General features: G+C 63.9%; 17 protein-coding genes. 6 read left to right on the forward strand and 11 right to left on the reverse strand.

Annotated elements, in window-relative coordinates:
• From WCZ84_RS11010 to WCZ84_RS11040, 7 genes are all read right to left on the reverse strand, one after another.
• Positions 1-416: HD domain-containing protein (locus WCZ84_RS11010; RefSeq protein WP_372686322.1), on the reverse strand; the 416-nt coding region annotated here is incomplete at its 3' end.
• A 17-nt stretch (positions 417-433) separates the two neighbouring features.
• Positions 434-637 (reverse strand): DNA-directed RNA polymerase subunit omega, encoded by a 204-nt coding sequence (rpoZ, locus tag WCZ84_RS11015; RefSeq protein WP_372686323.1) that lies wholly within the window; start codon positions 635-637, stop codon positions 434-436.
• A 12-nt stretch (positions 638-649) separates the two neighbouring features.
• A complete protein-coding gene (gene gmk, locus WCZ84_RS11020) occupies positions 650-1297 on the reverse strand; it encodes a guanylate kinase (RefSeq protein ID WP_372686324.1) in 648 nt (215 codons plus the stop codon).
• On the reverse strand, positions 1294-1632 hold the full coding sequence (locus WCZ84_RS11025) for a hypothetical protein (RefSeq protein WP_372686325.1): 339 nt from the start codon (positions 1630-1632) through the stop codon (positions 1294-1296). The genes gmk and WCZ84_RS11025 overlap by 4 nt, the downstream gene beginning before the upstream one ends.
• Positions 1633-1781: 149 nt before the next feature.
• Positions 1782-2564, reverse strand: a complete 783-nt coding sequence (gene xth, locus WCZ84_RS11030) for an exodeoxyribonuclease III (RefSeq protein WP_372686326.1) — start codon at positions 2562-2564, stop codon at positions 1782-1784.
• Between the two features lie 41 nt (positions 2565-2605).
• Positions 2606-3097 (reverse strand): thioesterase family protein, encoded by a 492-nt coding sequence (locus tag WCZ84_RS11035; protein ID WP_372686327.1) that lies wholly within the window; start codon positions 3095-3097, stop codon positions 2606-2608.
• A gap of 77 nt (positions 3098-3174) precedes the next feature.
• The gene (locus tag WCZ84_RS11040; RefSeq protein ID WP_372686328.1) at positions 3175-4017 is read right to left on the reverse strand and encodes a thioesterase family protein; all 843 of its coding nucleotides are present in this window, start codon (positions 4015-4017) and stop codon (positions 3175-3177) included.
• Positions 4018-4420: 403 nt separating this feature from the next.
• Here WCZ84_RS11040 and WCZ84_RS11045 point away from each other — a divergent pair, with 403 nt between their 5' ends.
• The 4 genes from WCZ84_RS11045 to WCZ84_RS11060 all read left to right on the forward strand — a co-directional run bounded on the left by WCZ84_RS11045 (position 4421) and on the right by WCZ84_RS11060 (position 9547).
• Complete coding sequence (locus WCZ84_RS11045) at positions 4421-5632, forward strand: ABC transporter substrate-binding protein (RefSeq protein WP_372686329.1); 1212 nt, start codon at positions 4421-4423, stop codon at positions 5630-5632.
• 15 nt (positions 5633-5647) lie between these two features.
• Complete coding sequence (locus WCZ84_RS11050; RefSeq protein ID WP_372686330.1) at positions 5648-6667, forward strand: NADP-dependent oxidoreductase; 1020 nt, start codon at positions 5648-5650, stop codon at positions 6665-6667.
• 88 nt (positions 6668-6755) lie between these two features.
• A complete protein-coding gene (locus WCZ84_RS11055; RefSeq protein WP_372686331.1) occupies positions 6756-8687 on the forward strand; it encodes a glycine betaine ABC transporter substrate-binding protein in 1932 nt (643 codons plus the stop codon).
• Entirely contained in the window at positions 8687-9547 is an 861-nt protein-coding gene (locus WCZ84_RS11060) for an ATP-binding cassette domain-containing protein (RefSeq protein ID WP_372686332.1), read from the forward strand. The genes WCZ84_RS11055 and WCZ84_RS11060 overlap by 1 nt, the downstream gene beginning before the upstream one ends.
• 26 nt (positions 9548-9573) lie before the next feature.
• Here WCZ84_RS11060 and WCZ84_RS11065 read toward each other — a convergent pair whose 3' ends face one another.
• Positions 9574-10482, reverse strand: coding sequence for an NAD(P)-dependent oxidoreductase (locus WCZ84_RS11065; RefSeq protein ID WP_372686333.1), 909 nt, complete (start codon positions 10480-10482; stop codon positions 9574-9576).
• Between the two features lie 173 nt (positions 10483-10655).
• Here WCZ84_RS11065 and WCZ84_RS11070 point away from each other — a divergent pair, with 173 nt between their 5' ends.
• Positions 10656-11546, forward strand: a complete 891-nt coding sequence (locus tag WCZ84_RS11070; RefSeq protein WP_372686334.1) for a dihydrodipicolinate synthase family protein — start codon at positions 10656-10658, stop codon at positions 11544-11546.
• 27 nt (positions 11547-11573) lie between these two features.
• Here the strand turns inward: WCZ84_RS11070 and proX are convergent, their stop codons facing one another.
• The 3 genes from proX to proV are packed head-to-tail and all read right to left on the reverse strand — an operon-like array spanning position 11574 to position 15192.
• Positions 11574-12596, reverse strand: coding sequence for a glycine betaine/L-proline ABC transporter substrate-binding protein ProX (proX, locus tag WCZ84_RS11075; protein ID WP_372686335.1), 1023 nt, complete (start codon positions 12594-12596; stop codon positions 11574-11576).
• 45 nt (positions 12597-12641) lie between these two features.
• Complete coding sequence (proW, locus tag WCZ84_RS11080) at positions 12642-13886, reverse strand: glycine betaine/L-proline ABC transporter permease ProW (protein ID WP_372686336.1); 1245 nt, start codon at positions 13884-13886, stop codon at positions 12642-12644.
• A 25-nt stretch (positions 13887-13911) separates the two neighbouring features.
• Positions 13912-15192, reverse strand: coding sequence for a glycine betaine/L-proline ABC transporter ATP-binding protein ProV (proV, locus tag WCZ84_RS11085; RefSeq protein ID WP_372686337.1), 1281 nt, complete (start codon positions 15190-15192; stop codon positions 13912-13914).
• Between the two features lie 462 nt (positions 15193-15654).
• Here proV and WCZ84_RS11090 point away from each other — a divergent pair.
• A partial coding sequence (locus WCZ84_RS11090) for a cytochrome-c peroxidase (RefSeq protein ID WP_372686338.1) occupies positions 15655-16528 on the forward strand: 874 nt, incomplete at its 3' end.

The raw sequence follows: 16528 nt of genomic DNA on the forward strand, positions 1-16528 counted from the left end.
TCGGCCACTTCGGTGCCGAAGCGTTCGGCGATCTCGGACTTGCTGACGTCCTGGTCTTCGATGACGTCGTGCAGCAGCGCGGCCATGAGCGCATCGGCGTCGAGTTTCCAGCCGGCGCAGATTTCAGTGACTGCGATAGGGTGCGAGATGTAAGGTTCGCCGCTGGCCCGGAACTGGCCCAGGTGGGCGTTGTCGGCAAAGCGATAGGCCTCGCGGATGAGCTCGATTTCTTTGGGGCCCAGGTAGGTGCTGACGATCTTTTGGAGATCGGCCAGCGAGGCGATGGGCGGGGTGGATGGGGTGGTGGCGTCGGGCACCAGCGGGGCGCCGCGCGGCTTGCGCTTGCGCAGGCGCGGGCCCTTGCGCAAGACCGCGAGCAGCCCGGATGAGGCACCCCGCAGGGTGGAAAATGCCATCGGCCGCCCCTTGGCCCTTAGGTGGGTACCTTGCGCAGCATCTCGATGCCGACCAGGCCCTGCGAGATCTCGCGCAGCGCGGTGACCGTGGGTTTGTTGTGCGTCTGGATGCGGGGTTCGTGCCCCTGGGCCAGCTCGCGCGCGCGGTACGTGGCCACGAGCGTCAGATCGAAGCGGTTGGGGACCTGCTCGAGGCAGTCTTCTACGGTGATGCGGGCCATGGATGTCCTTGTTTAAAGAGGGGTTGCGACCGGTTTGCGGATGCCCAGCTGGGAGAAGAGGTCGGCATGGCGCACCGCCTGATTGGCGTAGCGCAGGCGGGTGGCGGCCACGATGTGCCGGATTTGTTCTAGAGCCAGGTTAAAGTCTTGATTAATAATAACATATTCGCAGTCTGACGCATGCGCCATTTCGCCGCCGGCGGCCAGCAGCCGGCGCGCGATGACCTGGGGAGCGTCTTGTCCGCGTTTTTTCAGGCGCAGTTCCAGTGCTTCGATCGAGGGCGGCAGGATGAAGATGCCGGTCGCCTGCGGGTAATGCCCGCGCACCTGCCGCGCGCCCTGCCAGTCGATCTCCAGGACGATGTCGGTGCCCGAACGCACGGCGTCCTCGACCCGGTCGCGCGGGGTGCCATAGTAGTGGTCGTGGACTTCAGCCCATTCGAGCATGTCGCCGCGTTCGCGCATGGCCTGGAATTCTTCCACGGTGACGAAGCGATAGTGCTGCTTGTCGCGTTCGCCCGGGCGTGGGACGCGAGTGGTGCAGGAAATGGACAGGGCGATGCCGGGGTCGGCTGCCAGCAGGGCATTGACCAGGCTGGACTTGCCCGCCCCGCTGGGGGCGACCACCATGAAGATATTGCCGGCCGAGGACGTGGTCATTGCTGTCTGGATGGGGCGGGTGCGTCCTGCCCGAGCTCGGCCAGGGCGGCCTGGTACGCCGACTGGCTGGTGCACAGCAGGACGATGGCATCGCCCGGGTTGAGGTTGAAGAGCACGTCGCCGATCTGCGTGGCCATGTCATCATCCGTATGCAGGGCGGCCACGTGGACATCGCCATCGCCCTGGAACTGCTCGGCGGGCACGAGCTGGGCCACCTGTTCGACATCGGCCGGGCGCTGGGCCACGTACACACGAAACACGTGCCCTTCGAGGCGGATGTCGAGCACCTGCCCATCGGGGTCCAGGCGCCGGATCAATTGGCTGTCTAGCGGCATGCGAAGGGGTTGATACGCAGAAACCCTCATTATACGCAGGCTGGCATACGCAGGCTGGCGTCTGGATTGGCTCCGCCGTGCGCAGGCTGGCGCCCTGGCGTCCGGGACGGCTGCTGCGTCGGGCGTCTGCATGGAGGCGGGCGGGTCTGCTAGCGCGAAAACGTCGCGATCACTGGCGCGTGATCCGAGGGCTTGGGCCAGCCGCGCGGCGCCTTGTCGATGTCGCAGGCCGTGCATTGCTGCGCCAGCTGAGGGTTGGCCAGCACGTGATCGATGCGCACCCCATGGTTGCGCCGGAAGCCCCCCTGGCGATAATCCCACCAGCTGAACGAACCCGGCGGCTGATCGAACAGGCGAAACGTATCGGCCAGGCCCAGGTCGATCAGCTTGCCAAAGGCCTCGCGTTCAGGCTCGGACACCAGGATGTTGCCCTCCCAGGCCTCGGGGTCATGCACGTCCGCGTCGGTCGGGGCCACGTTGTAATCGCCCAGGATGGCCAGCTCGGGGTGGCGCTGAAGTTCATCGGCCAGCCAGTCGCGCAGGGTGTCATACCACGCCAGCTTGTAAGCGTACTTGTCGCTGCCCACCGCCTGGCCGTTGGGGCAATAGGCACTGATGACGCGCAGCGGCTGGTCGCCGACCTCGGGCAGGGTGGCGGCGATGATGCGCTGCTGCGGATCGTCGTAGCCCGGGATGTTGCGTTGCACGTCGATGAGCGGGCTGCGGCTGAGAATCGCCACGCCGTTGTAGGTTTTCTGCCCCGCCCAGCAGGCATGGTAGCCCGCCGCACGCAGGGCTTCTTCTGGAAAGCGCTCGTCGGGCAGCTTGAGCTCTTGCAGGCAGAGCACGTCGACCGGATTGGCGGCCAGCCAGTCCAGGACATGGCCCAGGCGTACGTTGAGAGAGTTGACGTTCCAGGTGGCGAGTTTCATGCGGTGGTTGATCAGATTGGGGATGGGGCGATGGTCGCAGGTCAGCCGCTGGACGCTATTTCGTCGCCCTTTCGTATCCCCATGGGCCGCCCGGCTGCCGCCGGCCAGGCGGAATGGGCCAGTTGGCCGTAGGTGTCCAGGCGCTTTTGCACTGCCTCGGGCAGCGTCGTGGGCCGTCGCGTGGTCGTCGACATGGCGATGAACAAGCGCTCGCCGGTGGCAATCAGCTGCCCATCTGCCCGGTAGATCGAGAAAAAAGCATGGATGCGCTTGGCGTCGCGGTCCAGGATGCGGTTCGTGACCTTCAGGACTTCGCCCTGACGGACTTTGCCCAGATAGCGGACGTGCGTTTCCAGTGTATACAGGGTGCAGTCGTACGTCTGGCGCCCCTGGGTGTCCAGGCCGATACCGTCCATCAGGCAGTTGGATGCTATACAGAACAGCCGGCCATATTCGGTGTCGTACATGTGGCCGTTGTCGTCCAGCCATTCGGCGGCCACTTCGGTTTGTAGGATTGTCGTTGCAAGACTCATGGGCGGGCTTCTCTTTCAGGTTGCCGTTTGGCGTGGCCCGGCATCCTGCGGCTGATTATACGCGTAATGAGGCATCCTCACGACGAGGCGCCGCCACGATCCAGGGGCTGTCGCAAACGCAGCGTCAGGCTTTGGGCCGCCGTGCCGACGGGCCCGTGGATGTCGTTCAGTACCGAGAATGTCTCGCCCAGGCCGTTGGGGCCGAAGTTGACGTACGTATCGAAGCCCACCCAGCCCGCCTCGGGTTGACGGGTGAAATGCACGGTGAGATCCACGTTGGCAAAGAATGCCTGGTCGGAATGCAGGCGTGCGACCAGGCCATTGGCGGTGTCGATGAGTTTCACAAATGTGGCGATGGGCGGGTCGGCTTCGCCCGCCACCAGAGGCATGGTGGTACGCAGCCAGGTCTGCCCGCGGCCCGGGCGGTTCTGGGGGTTGCGGCGCGCTTCCAGCGTGGCCATGAAGCCGCCTTCCCAGATGCTGGACATCCGGATGGACGGGTATGCATCGGGTGGGGGCAGGGCATCCCACTCCAGCCCCTGGATGGATGTGGTGTCGCTGGGCTGCAGGCGCCAGATGCGGGCGAGCACACTGGTTTGGGTGCCGTGGCGCATGCGCGCCTCGACGAGTTCGATCGTGCGCCCGGGGCGTACCACCTCGACGTCGATGGCGAACGGCCCGGAGTGGATCACCCCCAACACGTCGAACGTCACCCGCGAGATCAGCTTGTCGCTGGGCAGGCGGTGTTCCGCTTCGGCCAGGACCAGCCCGGCAGCCGGTGACAGGTGTTGTTCCCCTGGCTGCCAGGAGCCTTGTGAATGCATGGTGGACAGGAACCGGTCTCCATTCTGGCGGACATAATAGGCGTCTGGATAGGCAGAACCGTCGTGGCCCATATGGATGTTCTGGGATAAGGTCATGGCGGGTGTCAGTGTGCTGTCAGGGGTTGCGGCAGTGTAACCGTTCGTTGGCAAGGCGTGGTCGTTGCTGCCCGTGCGCGCGCCCAAAGCGGCTTTTTCATGACGGCCGGCGGCCGCTTTGCGATGGCTGTATCTGTTATGAACAGAGTGACCGCAAATAATACGGTTCTTTGAAATGGCACCGACAGCGCGTGCTGCGGCTGCCGGCCCGCCCCTGTATGCTGGGCTATTTGGCACAGAAGTTGCGGCGTTAAAAATCAACTGCCTTCAGGAACTTTTCCTTTGGACGACGGCGTTTATGCGTTTATGAACCGGCAGACGAGATCAGGGAGATGTCCAAGGGGGTGGTTGTTTCGGGCGGTGCTTCTATAAATCTTATTGATAAAAATGATAGGTGGAACATATGAACGGGTTCGTATATGCGGCTGCGGCAGCGGCGATCATGAATATTGGCATGGTTGCGTCTGCGCATGCGCAGATTTCCGGAAACGTCATCCGGATCGGGTTTATCACAGACATGTCGGGGCTGTATGCAGCCAATGATGGGCCCAATGGCGCCGAGGCCATTCGCATGGCCATCGAGGATGCCATGCCGGCGCTGGGCGACGTGGAGGTCGAGCTGCTCGTCGCGGACCATCAGAACAAGGCGGATCTTGCTTCATCGAAGGCGCGCGAGTGGCTTGATCAACAAGACCTCGATTTGCTGGTGGGCGGCGTGAATTCCAGTGCGGCCCTGGCGATGGCTAGGGTCGCGGGCGAAAAGAAAAAGGTCCACATCAATATTGGTGCGGCATCGCCGCGCCTGACCAATGAGGAATGCAATCCGTACACTATTCATTATGCGTACAGCACCACGGCGCTTGCGCGCTCGGTGGGCAAGGCCGTTCTGGACCAGGGGGGCAAGGATTGGTTCTTCATCACGGCGGATTACGCCTTTGGGCACTCTTTCGAAGAGGATGCCACGGAAGTGATTGAGGCCAATGGCGGCACGGTCAAGGGGTCGGTTCGCCATCCCCTGAATGCACCCGATTTTTCCTCTTACATGCTCCAGGCCCATGCGTCCGGCGCAAAAATACTGGGGCTCGCCAATGGTGGCCCCGATACGGTCAATGCGATCAAGGCCGCGCGCGAATTCGGCGTCACGGATGATGCCCGGGTGGCCGCGCTCCAGATGGATATCATCGAAGTCAAATCCATGGGCCTGGACGTCGCGCAGGGCATGCTTCTGGCGACCGGGTTTTATTGGGACCGCGACGACGAAAGCCGGGCCTGGGCCCAGCGGTATTTTGAACGGACCGGCTCGATGCCGTCGATGCTGCAGGCGGGTGACTACTCGGCCGTCAGCCAATATCTGAAGGCGGTGGCGGCCACCGGGACGGATGACGCCGATGTCATCATGGACTATCTGAAATCCCACAAGATCAGCGATGTGTACACCGCCTCGGGGGTGATTCGTCCGGATGGGCGCATGGCTTATGATATGTCCTTGTTTGAAGTCAAGTCGCCCGACGAATCCAAGGGCCCCTGGGATCTGCTCAAACTGGTGACGACCGTTCCCGCGGATATTGCCTACGGGACGGTTGCAGAGTCCAAATGCCCGCTCGTTCAAAACTAACAGAGGATATCGAGCATGCAAGAGAACCAGGGCACTGTAAACCGGCGCGTCCTGTTGAGCCGGCGTCCGGTTGGGATCCCCCAAGCCAGCGATTTCGTGGTGGACAGCGCCCCGGTTCCCAAAGCCGGGCCCGGGCAGGTCGTCGTTCGCAATGAGTGGCTTTCCGTCGAGCCGGCCATGCGCGGCTGGGTGAATGCTGCCCAGAATTATTCGGATCCGGTCCCCATTGGTGCCGTGATGCGGGCATTTGCGGCGGGGCGCATCGTCGAGTCGCACTGTGATCAATGGCCGGTGGGCGTTCCGGTGACGGGGATGTTCGGCTGGCAGGAATACGCCTTGTTGGATCCGAAGGCCATCAAGCGCCGCATCGAAGAAGACGATCTCCCGCTGTCCACCTCGCTGGGGGTGCTGGGCCTCAATGGCGTCACGGCGCATTATGGGATTTTCCACGTGCTGAAGCCCTTGGCGGGCCAGACGGTGGTGGTGTCCACCGCGGCGGGTTCGGTCGGTTCCTGCGCCGGGCAAATTGCAAAGATCCTGGGCTGCCGGACGGTTGGAATCACGGGCGGCGAGGCCAAGGTCCGGCTGTGCACCGATCATTTCGGCTTCGATGTCGCGCTGGACTACAAATCGAAGGACTTCGAGCAGCATCTAGCCCAGGCATGTCCGGATGGCGTCGACGCCTACTTCGATTGCACGTCCGGGCCGGTGACCGACGCGGTCATGCAACATTTGGCGATCGGCGCGCGGGTAGCGGTATGCGGTACCGTGTCGATCCCGAACTGGGATCCGCCGCCGCTGGGCCCGCGGATGGAGCGCACGCTGTTGGTGAAACGGGCGCGTATCGAGGGCTTCGTGATCCTCGATCACGCGGATAAAGACGCCAGCGCTCGCGCCGACCTTGCCAACTGGATCAGGCAGGGAAAGCTGAAATACCTGGAAGACATTTCCGAGGGGATTGAAAGCGCGCCGGATTCGATTGCCGGGCTGTATCGGGGCGAGAACATGGGCAAGCGGCTCATCCGGCTGGTTTGACCCGGTACGCGGCAACAAGCCTGGCCTGAGCGCACACGGGCCAGCCAGTGGTGTTAGAGTGGATCCTTGAGCTGCCGGAGAAACTCTGATGATTTGCAAACGCTGGTTGCTTGCCATACTGCTGGCCCTGGGGCTATGGGCGCCGCTGACGCTGGTGCAGGCCGCGGGCTGCCAAGGGGGCCCGCCGGTCCGGCTTGCCGGGCAGGACTGGGAAAGCGCGGCGTTCACCACACACGTCATTCAGCGGCTGCTGCAGATGGGTTTCGGCTGCGCCACCGAGATCGTGCCCGGCACCACGGCCGCACTCGAGACCGCACTGACCCGCGGCGACATCGACGTCATCGCCGAACAATGGACAGGCCGCTCGCCGATTGTGCAGAAGGCGGTGGACGATGGCACGGTCCAGGTGGTGGGGGATACGCTGGCGGGGGGGGCCACCCAGGGTTGGTACGTACCCGACTACGTCGTCCATGGCGACAAAGCACGCGGCATCCGGCCGCTGGCGCCGGATTTGCGCAGTTGGCGCGATCTGCCGCGTTACAAAGACCTGTTTCGCGATCCCGAACAGCCCGCCCTGGGGCGTTTTCTCGGCTGTCCGCGCGGCTGGGTGTGCGAGAAGACAAACGAGCGCCTGCTGCAGCTCTATGGGCTGACCCAAGACTACGTCGACGTGCATCCGGGCACCGGGGCGGCGCTGGATTCGACCATCAGCTCGGCCTATGACCGCGGCGTTCCCCTGCTTTTTTATTACTGGCAGCCCGCTGGCCTGATGGCCAAATACGCGTTCTTCAAGATAGAGCAGGCGGCCTTTGACGAGCGCTGCTGGCAAACAGTGCTCACGGGCGAAGAACCCATGTGCGCGTCCGACTTCCCCATTGCCCACATCGGCATTGCGGTGACGTCGGCCTTTGCGCACAACAATCCGGGCATCCTCGAATTTTTCGAGCGTCTGCAGGTCGAACCGCAGTTGCTCAATGCGGCCATTTTGAAAATGAGCGAGGCGCATGAAGACGGCGCGACCCTGGCCCAGGCTTTTTTACGCGACCACCCCGAGGTATGGGGCGCGTGGCTCGAACCAGACACCCGCGCCAGGGTCCAGGCGGCATTGCGCGTGGCCGATCCGGCCGCGCGCCCGGCCACTGCGGGGGCTGCCTTTTTTCCCGACTGGTCCACGACCGCATTCATCAACCAGCAGCTCATGGACGCAGTCAAGGCCTACGGCGACCGGCTGCACGCCGTGAGCGACTTTGTCTTGCGCACCGTGCTGACACCCATCGAACGGGGCCTCGAGCGGCTGCCGCCCTGGCTCGTGCTGCTGGCCGTCGCGGCGCTGGCGTGGCACGCCACGCGCCGGATCGCGCCCGTGATTCTCTATACGCTGGGGCTCTACCTGATTGGGGCAGTGGGCCTGTGGCTGGCGCTCATGCAGACGCTGGCGCTGGTCGTGGTGGCTACCCTCCTCACCATTGCCCTGGGGATTCCGCTGGGCATCGCCGCCGCGCAAAGCCGCTGGCTGCGGCGCCTGGTGGCCCCCGTCATGGATGCCATGCAGACCATGCCCAGCTTCGTCTATCTGGTACCCATCTTGATGCTCTTTGGCCTGGGCAAGGTCCCCGCCCTGTTCGCCACGGTGGTGTATGCGATCCCGCCGCTCGTGCGGTTGACGACTCTGGGGCTGCGCCAGGTCGACCACAATGTCACCGAGGCGGCCCAGTCCTTTGGCGTGACGCGCTGGCAGATGCTGGTCCTGGTGACCCTGCCGCTGGCGCGCCCCAGCATCATGGCCGGCATCAACCAGGCCACCATGATGGCGCTCGCCATGGTCGTGGTCGCTTCCATGATCGGGGCGCGGGGCCTGGGCGAAGACGTGCTGGCCGGCATCCAGACGCTGGATGTCGGCCGTGGCCTGCAAGCGGGGGTGGCCATCGTGATCCTGGCCATCGTGATCGACCGGATTACCCAGGCCTATGGGCGGGCCTCGCGCCAGCGCGCGAAACACCCCACTCGAGAGGACGCCTGATGACTTCGCCCGCAGCCCCCCAGCCGGTTTCTTCCAAGATCGTCCTGCGCGGGATCTACAAGGTCTATGGCACGCGCGCTGCCCAGGCCGCCGCCCTGGCAGACCTCCAACAGGGCGCCGCCAAGGCCGAAGTCCAGCAACGCACGGGTGCCAGCGTGGGCCTGGCCGGGGTCGATGCCGACATCCCGGATGGGCTCATCACGGTCATCATGGGCTTGTCCGGTTCCGGAAAATCCACGCTGATCCGTCATCTGAACCGCCTCATCGATCCCAGCGCCGGCGAGGTGCGCGTCGATGGCAAGAATATCCTCGCGCTGAGCCTGTCAGAGCTGCGTGCCTGGCGCCGGCAGGCAATCAGCATGGTGTTCCAGAATTTCGGGCTGCTGCCGCACCTGGACGTGCAGGCCAACGTGGCTTTCGGCCTGAAAGTTCGCGGCGAGGCCGCTCAAAAGGCCCGCGAGACGGCGCGTTACTGGCTGGCGCGGGTTGGTCTGGATACCTACGAAAAACGCTATCCCGACGAGCTCTCGGGCGGCATGCGCCAGCGCGTGGGGCTGGCCCGCGCGCTGGCCATGGACGCCGAAATCCTGCTCATGGACGAGGCCTTCTCATCTCTGGATCCGCTGATCCGCTACGACATGCAGGATCAGCTGCTTGCGCTGCAGCGCGAACTGCACAAGACCATCGTCTTTGTCACCCACGACATCGACGAGGCGCTGCGCGTGGCGGACCACGTCGTAGTCCTGCGCGACGGCCGGGTAGAGCAGGCCGGGCGCCTCGAGGCCATCCGCGCCCACCCGGTGAACGACTACGTCCGGCGCTTCATGAGCCATCGCCCCGAGGGCTCGACATCGCGGTGATGCACCAGCCGCGTGGCGCGCCGGTATCAGGGTGTGGGGCCGTGCGACCCCAGCGCCTGGGCGTCCAGCAGGCCGGCCAGCTGGCTCACCAGCTTGTCGCCATGGCCCATCAGCGTGGCCAGGTTGAAGGTGTCGTAGATCGGCGCCCACAGCAAGCCCAGCATATCGGTGCCGTCGAGCATGCGGTGGTAGCAGCCCAGGTCTTTGCGGGCATTGCGCAGCGTGAATTGCATGCCGGTCTCGTCGCCTTCGAGCAGGCGCGAGACGATGGTGCTGAAGGCCGTGCTGTTGGCGCCGCCGCGCGACGCGACTTCGTACAGTTTGGCCAGATCCACGCCCGTGGCGCGTGCCGCCATGATGGCCTCGGCCGCCAGGGCGGCGTGGCCCAGCGTCAGCAGATTGTTGATCAGCTTCAGCTTCAGGGCGCTGCCCAGCTCGCCGATGTCGAAGATGTTTTCGCAGCACGCCTGGACGACTGTGCGGACCTGAGCGCGGATGGCGGGGTCGCCGCCGAGCATGATGTTCAGGCGGCCTTCTTCGGCTTCGCGCGGCGTTCGTGCCAGCGGGGCGTCGATCAGGTGCATGCCGCGCTCGGCGAGCTGGCGCCCGATGTCCAGCGTCACCGAAGGGTCGCCGGTGGAGCAGTCGACCACAATCAATCCCGCGCGCCCGTTTTCGAGGATGCCGTGCTCGCCCTGCACGAGTTCTTGGACGACCGTGGACGAAGTCACGCACAAGATCAGCATGTCGACCGCGGCGGCAATTTCGCCGGGCGTCTGGGCCTCGGTGGCGCCGCGCGCGAGCAGGTCGTCGATGGGCGCCCGGTTCTTATGCCCCATGAGCATGAGCGGATAGCCCGCCTTGAGCAGGTTTTTCGCCATGCCGTGCCCCATGAGACCGGCGCCTATGAAGCCCAGTTTTTCAATGTTTGCCATTTTGATTCCTCTGAATGATTCGCGATGCCTGGATCATTAAGATAGCCTGTTTTGATGAAGATCGCCGAGTCCCCGGCGCGCCGAGCGGGTGCATTAAGCAGTACGATAACCGGGTTGGCCTGCCGTTCCGGGCAGGTATTCCGTTCCTCGATCCTGCAAGGTGTGCGCACGTCATGTTTTCAGGTCTCAGCGCTTTCCCCCTGACCCCCGTGTCTGAATCCGCCCTCGATGAAGCCGCTTTCGTGCGCCTGATCGAGCGGCTGGTGGATGCCGGCGTAGACTCTATCTGCGCCTTGGGGTCCACGGGCAGTTATCCGTATCTCACGCGGGCTGAACGGGCGCGCATTGCCCGTCTGGCCGTCGAGCATGCCGGTCCGATCCCGGTCATGGTGGGGGTGGGCGCGTTGCGCACCCGCGACGTGCTCGATCTGGTGCACGACGCGCAGCAGGCGGGGGTGCGCGGGGTGCTATTGGCGCCCGTATCCTATCAGCTGCTCTTGCCCGACGAGGTCTATGGCCTATATGAGGCCGTGTCGCGCTCGTTGTCGGTGCCGCTGTGCGTCTACGACAATCCGCGCACGACGCGCTTCGAATTTTCCGATGCCCTGCACGGCCGGATCGCGCGGCTGCCGCACGTGGCATCCATCAAGATTCCAGCCGTGCCGCTCGATCCGGACGCCGCGCGCGAGCGGGTCGCGCGTCTGCGGGCGCAGATCCCCGCGCAGGTCACCATAGGGGTCAGCGGCGACGCGTCGGCCGCCCAGGGCCTGCTGGCGGGCTGCGAGGCCTGGTATTCGGTGGTGGGTGGGCTGTTTCCACGAACGGCGCTGGCCATTACCCGGGCAGCCCAGGCTGGCGATGCGCGGCAGGCCGCGCAGCAGTCCGAACGGTTGGCTCCATTATGGGCGCTGTATCGGCAATGCGGCAGCGTGCGCGTCATGGCGGCCGCCGCCGAAATCCTTGGGCTGGCGCAGGCTGGTTGTTTGCCCTTGCCGCTCAGGCCGTTGCAGGCGCAAGCGCGCCAGGAGCTCGAAAGCGTGCTGGCCGCGCTTCAGCTGGGTTAGCCGGCCCGTTGTGGGGGCCGAGCGTGTTTATTTGGCGGCCGCCAGCGCGTCGTTCACCCACTGGTCAAATTCTTTTTCGTGCGCCTTGATCCAGCCGTTGACGTGTTTTTCGATGTCGGCGGGGGTATCGGCGCCGTCCGCCATGGCGCGGTTTTGCGCGTTGATGTCGGCGATCGGAATCTTCACCTCTTCGAAGAATTTCTTCGCGGCGGGGTTCTTTTCAAGAAAGTCGCGGTTGACGACAATGCGCGTGGTGTTCACCAGCCAGCCATAGTCTTTGCCGTTGGGCAGTTGGGTATTCTGCTGCTTTTGGTCTTCGGGCTGCGAAGAGAACGGCACTTCCAGGAACACCACGTCCTGGCCGGGTTTGAGCACGTTGCTGATCCAGAAGGGCGTCCAGGTGTAGTAGAAAATGGGCTTGCCCTGCTTGTAGCGCGTCATGGTGTCGGCCATCAACGCCGTGTAATTGCCCTGATCGTGGTTGATCGAGCCGCGCAGGCCGTAGGCATCGAGCTGGTGTTCGATGATGCGTTCGCAGCCCCAGCCGGGGTTGCAGCCCGTGAGGTTGGCCTTGCCGTCGCCGTCCGTATCGAACAGCGCGGCCAGCTTCGGATCCTTGAGCTGCTCGATATTGTGGATGCCATATTCGTCCGCGGTCTTCTTGTCGATCAGGTAGCCCTGCAGGGAATTTTCCACCAATGCGTTGTCGCGCCACAATTTGGCATCGCCGCCCGAGTGCTCGTAGAAGTCGTTGTGCAGGGGATCCCAATGAACCGGAAAGAACGTGGCATCCCCGTTGGCGACGGCCAGGTGGACCGTCGGAATGTCGAGCTCGACGATCGGCTGGACATCGTAGCCCAGGCGCTCGAGCCCCTTCATGACAATTTTGGTCTGGAAATTTTCTTCGGCGATGCTGCTTTTCGCCGGGATCATCTTGATGCCTGCGCCGGGCAGTTCGGCCCCAATGGCTGTACCGGCGGTCATGGCCAGTGCGAGACCGACGCCGGCCAGCAAGTGGCTGTAGCGTGCGGTTCGGGTGTCATCAGACATAGCGTAGCTCCTTTTATGGGTTGAGGGATGGAATGGCCCATGCCTTCAGGAGGAAGGCAGGCCTTTGGGGTGTTGTGCGGTCTTTTGGGGTTCGGCCGCCTCGCGGCGTGTGGCCGCCAGGCGCCAGAAAATCCCCACGGGGCCGCTCATGTACCAGCGCTGGTGCGGGTTGCGCTTGGCTTTTCCCAGGGTTTGGGTGATCCGATCCAGGACGATGGCCAGGATCACGATGCCGAGGCCGCCCACCACGGCCAGCCCCATGTCCAGGCGGCCGATGCCGCGCAGCACCATCTGGCCCAGACCGCCCACGGCGATCATCGAGGCGATCACCACCATGGACAGCGACAACATCAGGCACTGGTTGATGCCCGCCATGATGGACGGCATGGCCAGCGGCAGCTGCACTTTGCGCAGCAGCTGCCAGGGCGAGGCGCCATATGATTTTGCCGCTTCGACCAGGTCGGGCCGCACCTGGCGGATCCCCAGGTTGGTCAGCCGCACCAGCGGCGGCAAGGCAAAGATGATGGTCACGATCACGCCAGGCACGTTGCCGATGCCGAACAGCATGACCACCGGCACCAGGTAGACAAAGGCGGGCGTGGTCTGCATGGCGTCCAGAAACGGGCGGCAGATTCGCTCGGCCGTGTCGCTGCGGGCGAGCCAGATGCCCAGGGGGATGCCGATGAGCACGCAGAACACCAGGGACGTGAGCACCAGCGACAGAGTGATCATGGATTCCTGCCAGACGCCCAGGGTGATCACCAGCAAGAGTGAAAACAGCGTGGCCAGGCCCAGGAAACGGCCCGCCAGCTGCCAGGCGATCAGCGACAGGATGGCGATCATGACCGGCGCCGATGGATATTGCAATACGGCGTCCACATAGCTCAGCAAGACGTCCACCGGCTGGCGCAGCGCCTGGAAGAAGGCACGGAAGTGCAGCACGATCCAGTCCAGGCTTTGGTTGATCCAATCCTGGATCGGCAGCGTGCCGTCCCAGATTTGCTGCCAGGACAGGCCAGGGTCAGCGGACAGGGCTTGCTGTGCGTCCGTGGCGGAATCCTGACTGGGGCTGCTCAGCCAGCCATTGGCCGGACCGCCCGCATCCGCGCCCGTGCCGTCGCCGCCCGACATCGCCGACCACGGGTCGCTCGAGTCCACGGCGCCGTCGTCGCCCATGGCCGCCCAGGGGTCGTCTGGTTCGGTGGCGGCGTCCGAGGGCGTGGTGGCGGCGCTGCCATCGTCATCCTGGCCGCTCAGGGCGGCCCAGGGATCCGGATTGGTCTGGTCCATTGTGAAGTCCTTTGGGTAAATGGGGTCAGGCGTCATGGGGGGCGGCCAAGGCCGTAGCCTGGGGTGCGCTGGCTGCTTCGGAGATCTCCGGCAGCGGATCGCCATGCGGATCGGTGGTCGGGTCCAGGAATTTCAGCAGGGTGGTGCGGCTGATGGCACCCAGGAACCGGCCCTGGCCGTCGACCACGGGCAGGGGGTAGGAATGGGCGACCATGCGCGTGTACAGATCGTTGATGAGTGTGTCGGCGGCCACGGGTTCGATGTCGGCCAGAAACGCTTTCTCCAGGCCGACGGGACCGTCCTGGCCACGCAGGGCTGCACGCAGCGAGTCGCTTGAGACCATGCCCAGGAACCGGTGGTGCGGCGTCACCACGAATGCCCATTCGCGGTCGTGCTCCTGCAGCCGTTCCAGTGCTCTTCGGCAGCCCCGGTTCGGGCTCTCCGAGATCTCCACCTGGGTCTTGCGCGCAATATCGCCCGCCTTGAAGACGGCGGCCGCATCGACGCCCCGAATGAAGCTGCGCACGTATGCATTGGCCGGGCGCCGCAGAATCTCTTCGGGGGTGCCGACCTGCACCACGTAGCCGTCATTCATGATGGCGATGCGATCGCCAATGCGCATGGCTTCATCCAGGTCGTGTGAAATGAACACGATGGTGCGTCGCTTTTCTTCTTGCAGGCGCAGCAGTTCATCCTGCATTTCGGTTCGTATGATCGGGTCCAGCGCCGAAAAGGCTTCGTCCATCAGCAGGATGGAGGGGTCGGCGGCCAGCGCCCGCGCCAGGCCCACCCGTTGCTGCATGCCGCCCGAGAGCTCATCGGGGTACGAGCGTGCCCAGACTTCGAGGCCGACCTGGCGCAGGGCCTGGTGGGCCTGCCGCAGGCGGGTGGCTCTGTCCACGCCGTCGAGTTCGAGCCCGAAGGCCACGTTATCTTCGACCGTCAGGTGGGGCAGCAGGGCGAACGACTGGAAAACCATGCTCATGTCTTTGCGCCGCAGGCGCCTCAGTTCGGCGCTGCCGTACGTGCCGATGTCGTGGCCGTCGACGATGACCTGCCCGCTGGTGGGTTCGATCAGGCGATTGAGCAGCCGCACCAGCGTGGATTTTCCAGACCCGGACAGGCCCATGATGACGAAAATCTCACCGGCTTTGATGTCGAATGTGGCATCGAACACACCGATCGTCTGCCGGGTGCGTTCCAGGATCTCCTGCTTGGAATGTCCCTGGCGTGCGAGCTCCAGCGCCCGGGCCGGGCTGTCGCCGAAGACTTTGAAAAGGTTCTGGATCTGGATGGGCTTGGCCATGCGCTTTCCTCGCCTGTTGAGCGTCGGGCGCCGCTGGTTGCAACCGTTGAATGATTACAGGACGTACCCGGCGCAACTATGTGTTGCCAGACTGGCACCCTGTGGGTGCCCGGCCGCTTCGAGCCGTGTATGAGCCGAAGCGCCGAATGACCGGTTCGTAACGATGCGTGTGCGAGCACGAACATCGCCTTTTGCGCTGCTTGCGGCGTTAAACGTCACTTGCAGCCGCGCTGAAATCTGCATGCTGCAGCAAGCGCAAAACGGTGGATTATAACAAACTATGCATGTAAATCCAAGTTGAACGATCCGATCGTTATAAGGACTGGCGGCCTGCCGGCGCTGCGCGCAGCGAAACCCTTGCGCGGGATCAACATACGGCGTGAGCTTTTAGTCTAAGCTATAACCATATGGTCTGCATGGTTTTGGTCGGCCAACCCTCACCGCATCGCGAAGGAGCACCTGATGACAACACTCAAAACCGGTATAGCGGTGCTGTTTCTGGCACTGGGATGCGCGAGCGTCGTGCAGGCTCAGTCCAACGAGCCCGTGGAGCCCATTCCTTACCCGGAAGCCGGCGATGCCGCAAAAATCGAGCTTGGCAAAATGCTGTTCTTCGATCCGCGCCTGTCCCGTTCGGGGTTCATTTCCTGCAATTCCTGCCACAACCTGAGCACCGGCGGGTCTGACAACCTGGCCACGTCCATCGGCGACCAATGGCAGCAGGGGCCGATCAACTCGCCGACCGTCCTGAACTCGGCGTTGAATATGGCGCAGTTCTGGGATGGCCGGGCCGACACGCTGCGCGACCAGGCAGGCGGCCCGATCGCCAACCCCATGGAAATGGCCTTTACCCATGAACTGGCCGTCGAGCTGCTGGCATCCATTCCCCAGTACGTGGACGCGTTCGAAAACGTCTACCACACGCCCGAGATCACCATCGACGAGGTCACCGATGCCATTGCCGCCTTCGAAGAGACGCTGGTCACGCCCGACGCCCCCTTCGATTTGTGGCTGAAGGGCGATTCGGCGGCCCTGTCCGAGCAGGCGCTGGCCGGCTATCAGCTGTTCAAGGCCAGCGGCTGCATCGCGTGCCACAACGGGCCCAATCTGGGCGGGCGTTCGTTTCAGAAAATGGGCCTCATCGAGCCGTACAAGACGGACAACCCGGCCGAAGGGCGTTCAGCCGTTACGGGCAAGGATGCCGACCGGTTCAGCTTCAAAGTGCCTACGTTGCGCAATGTCGAGCTGACCTATCCCTATTTCCACGACGGGGCCGTCGATACGCTGGCCGAAGCCGTCGACATCATGGGCAGGCTGCAGCTGGGCCGCCATTACA

It is taken from the genome of Castellaniella sp. (genome assembly GCF_041675725.1).
Taxonomy (GTDB): Bacteria; Pseudomonadota; Gammaproteobacteria; order Burkholderiales; family Burkholderiaceae_B; genus Castellaniella.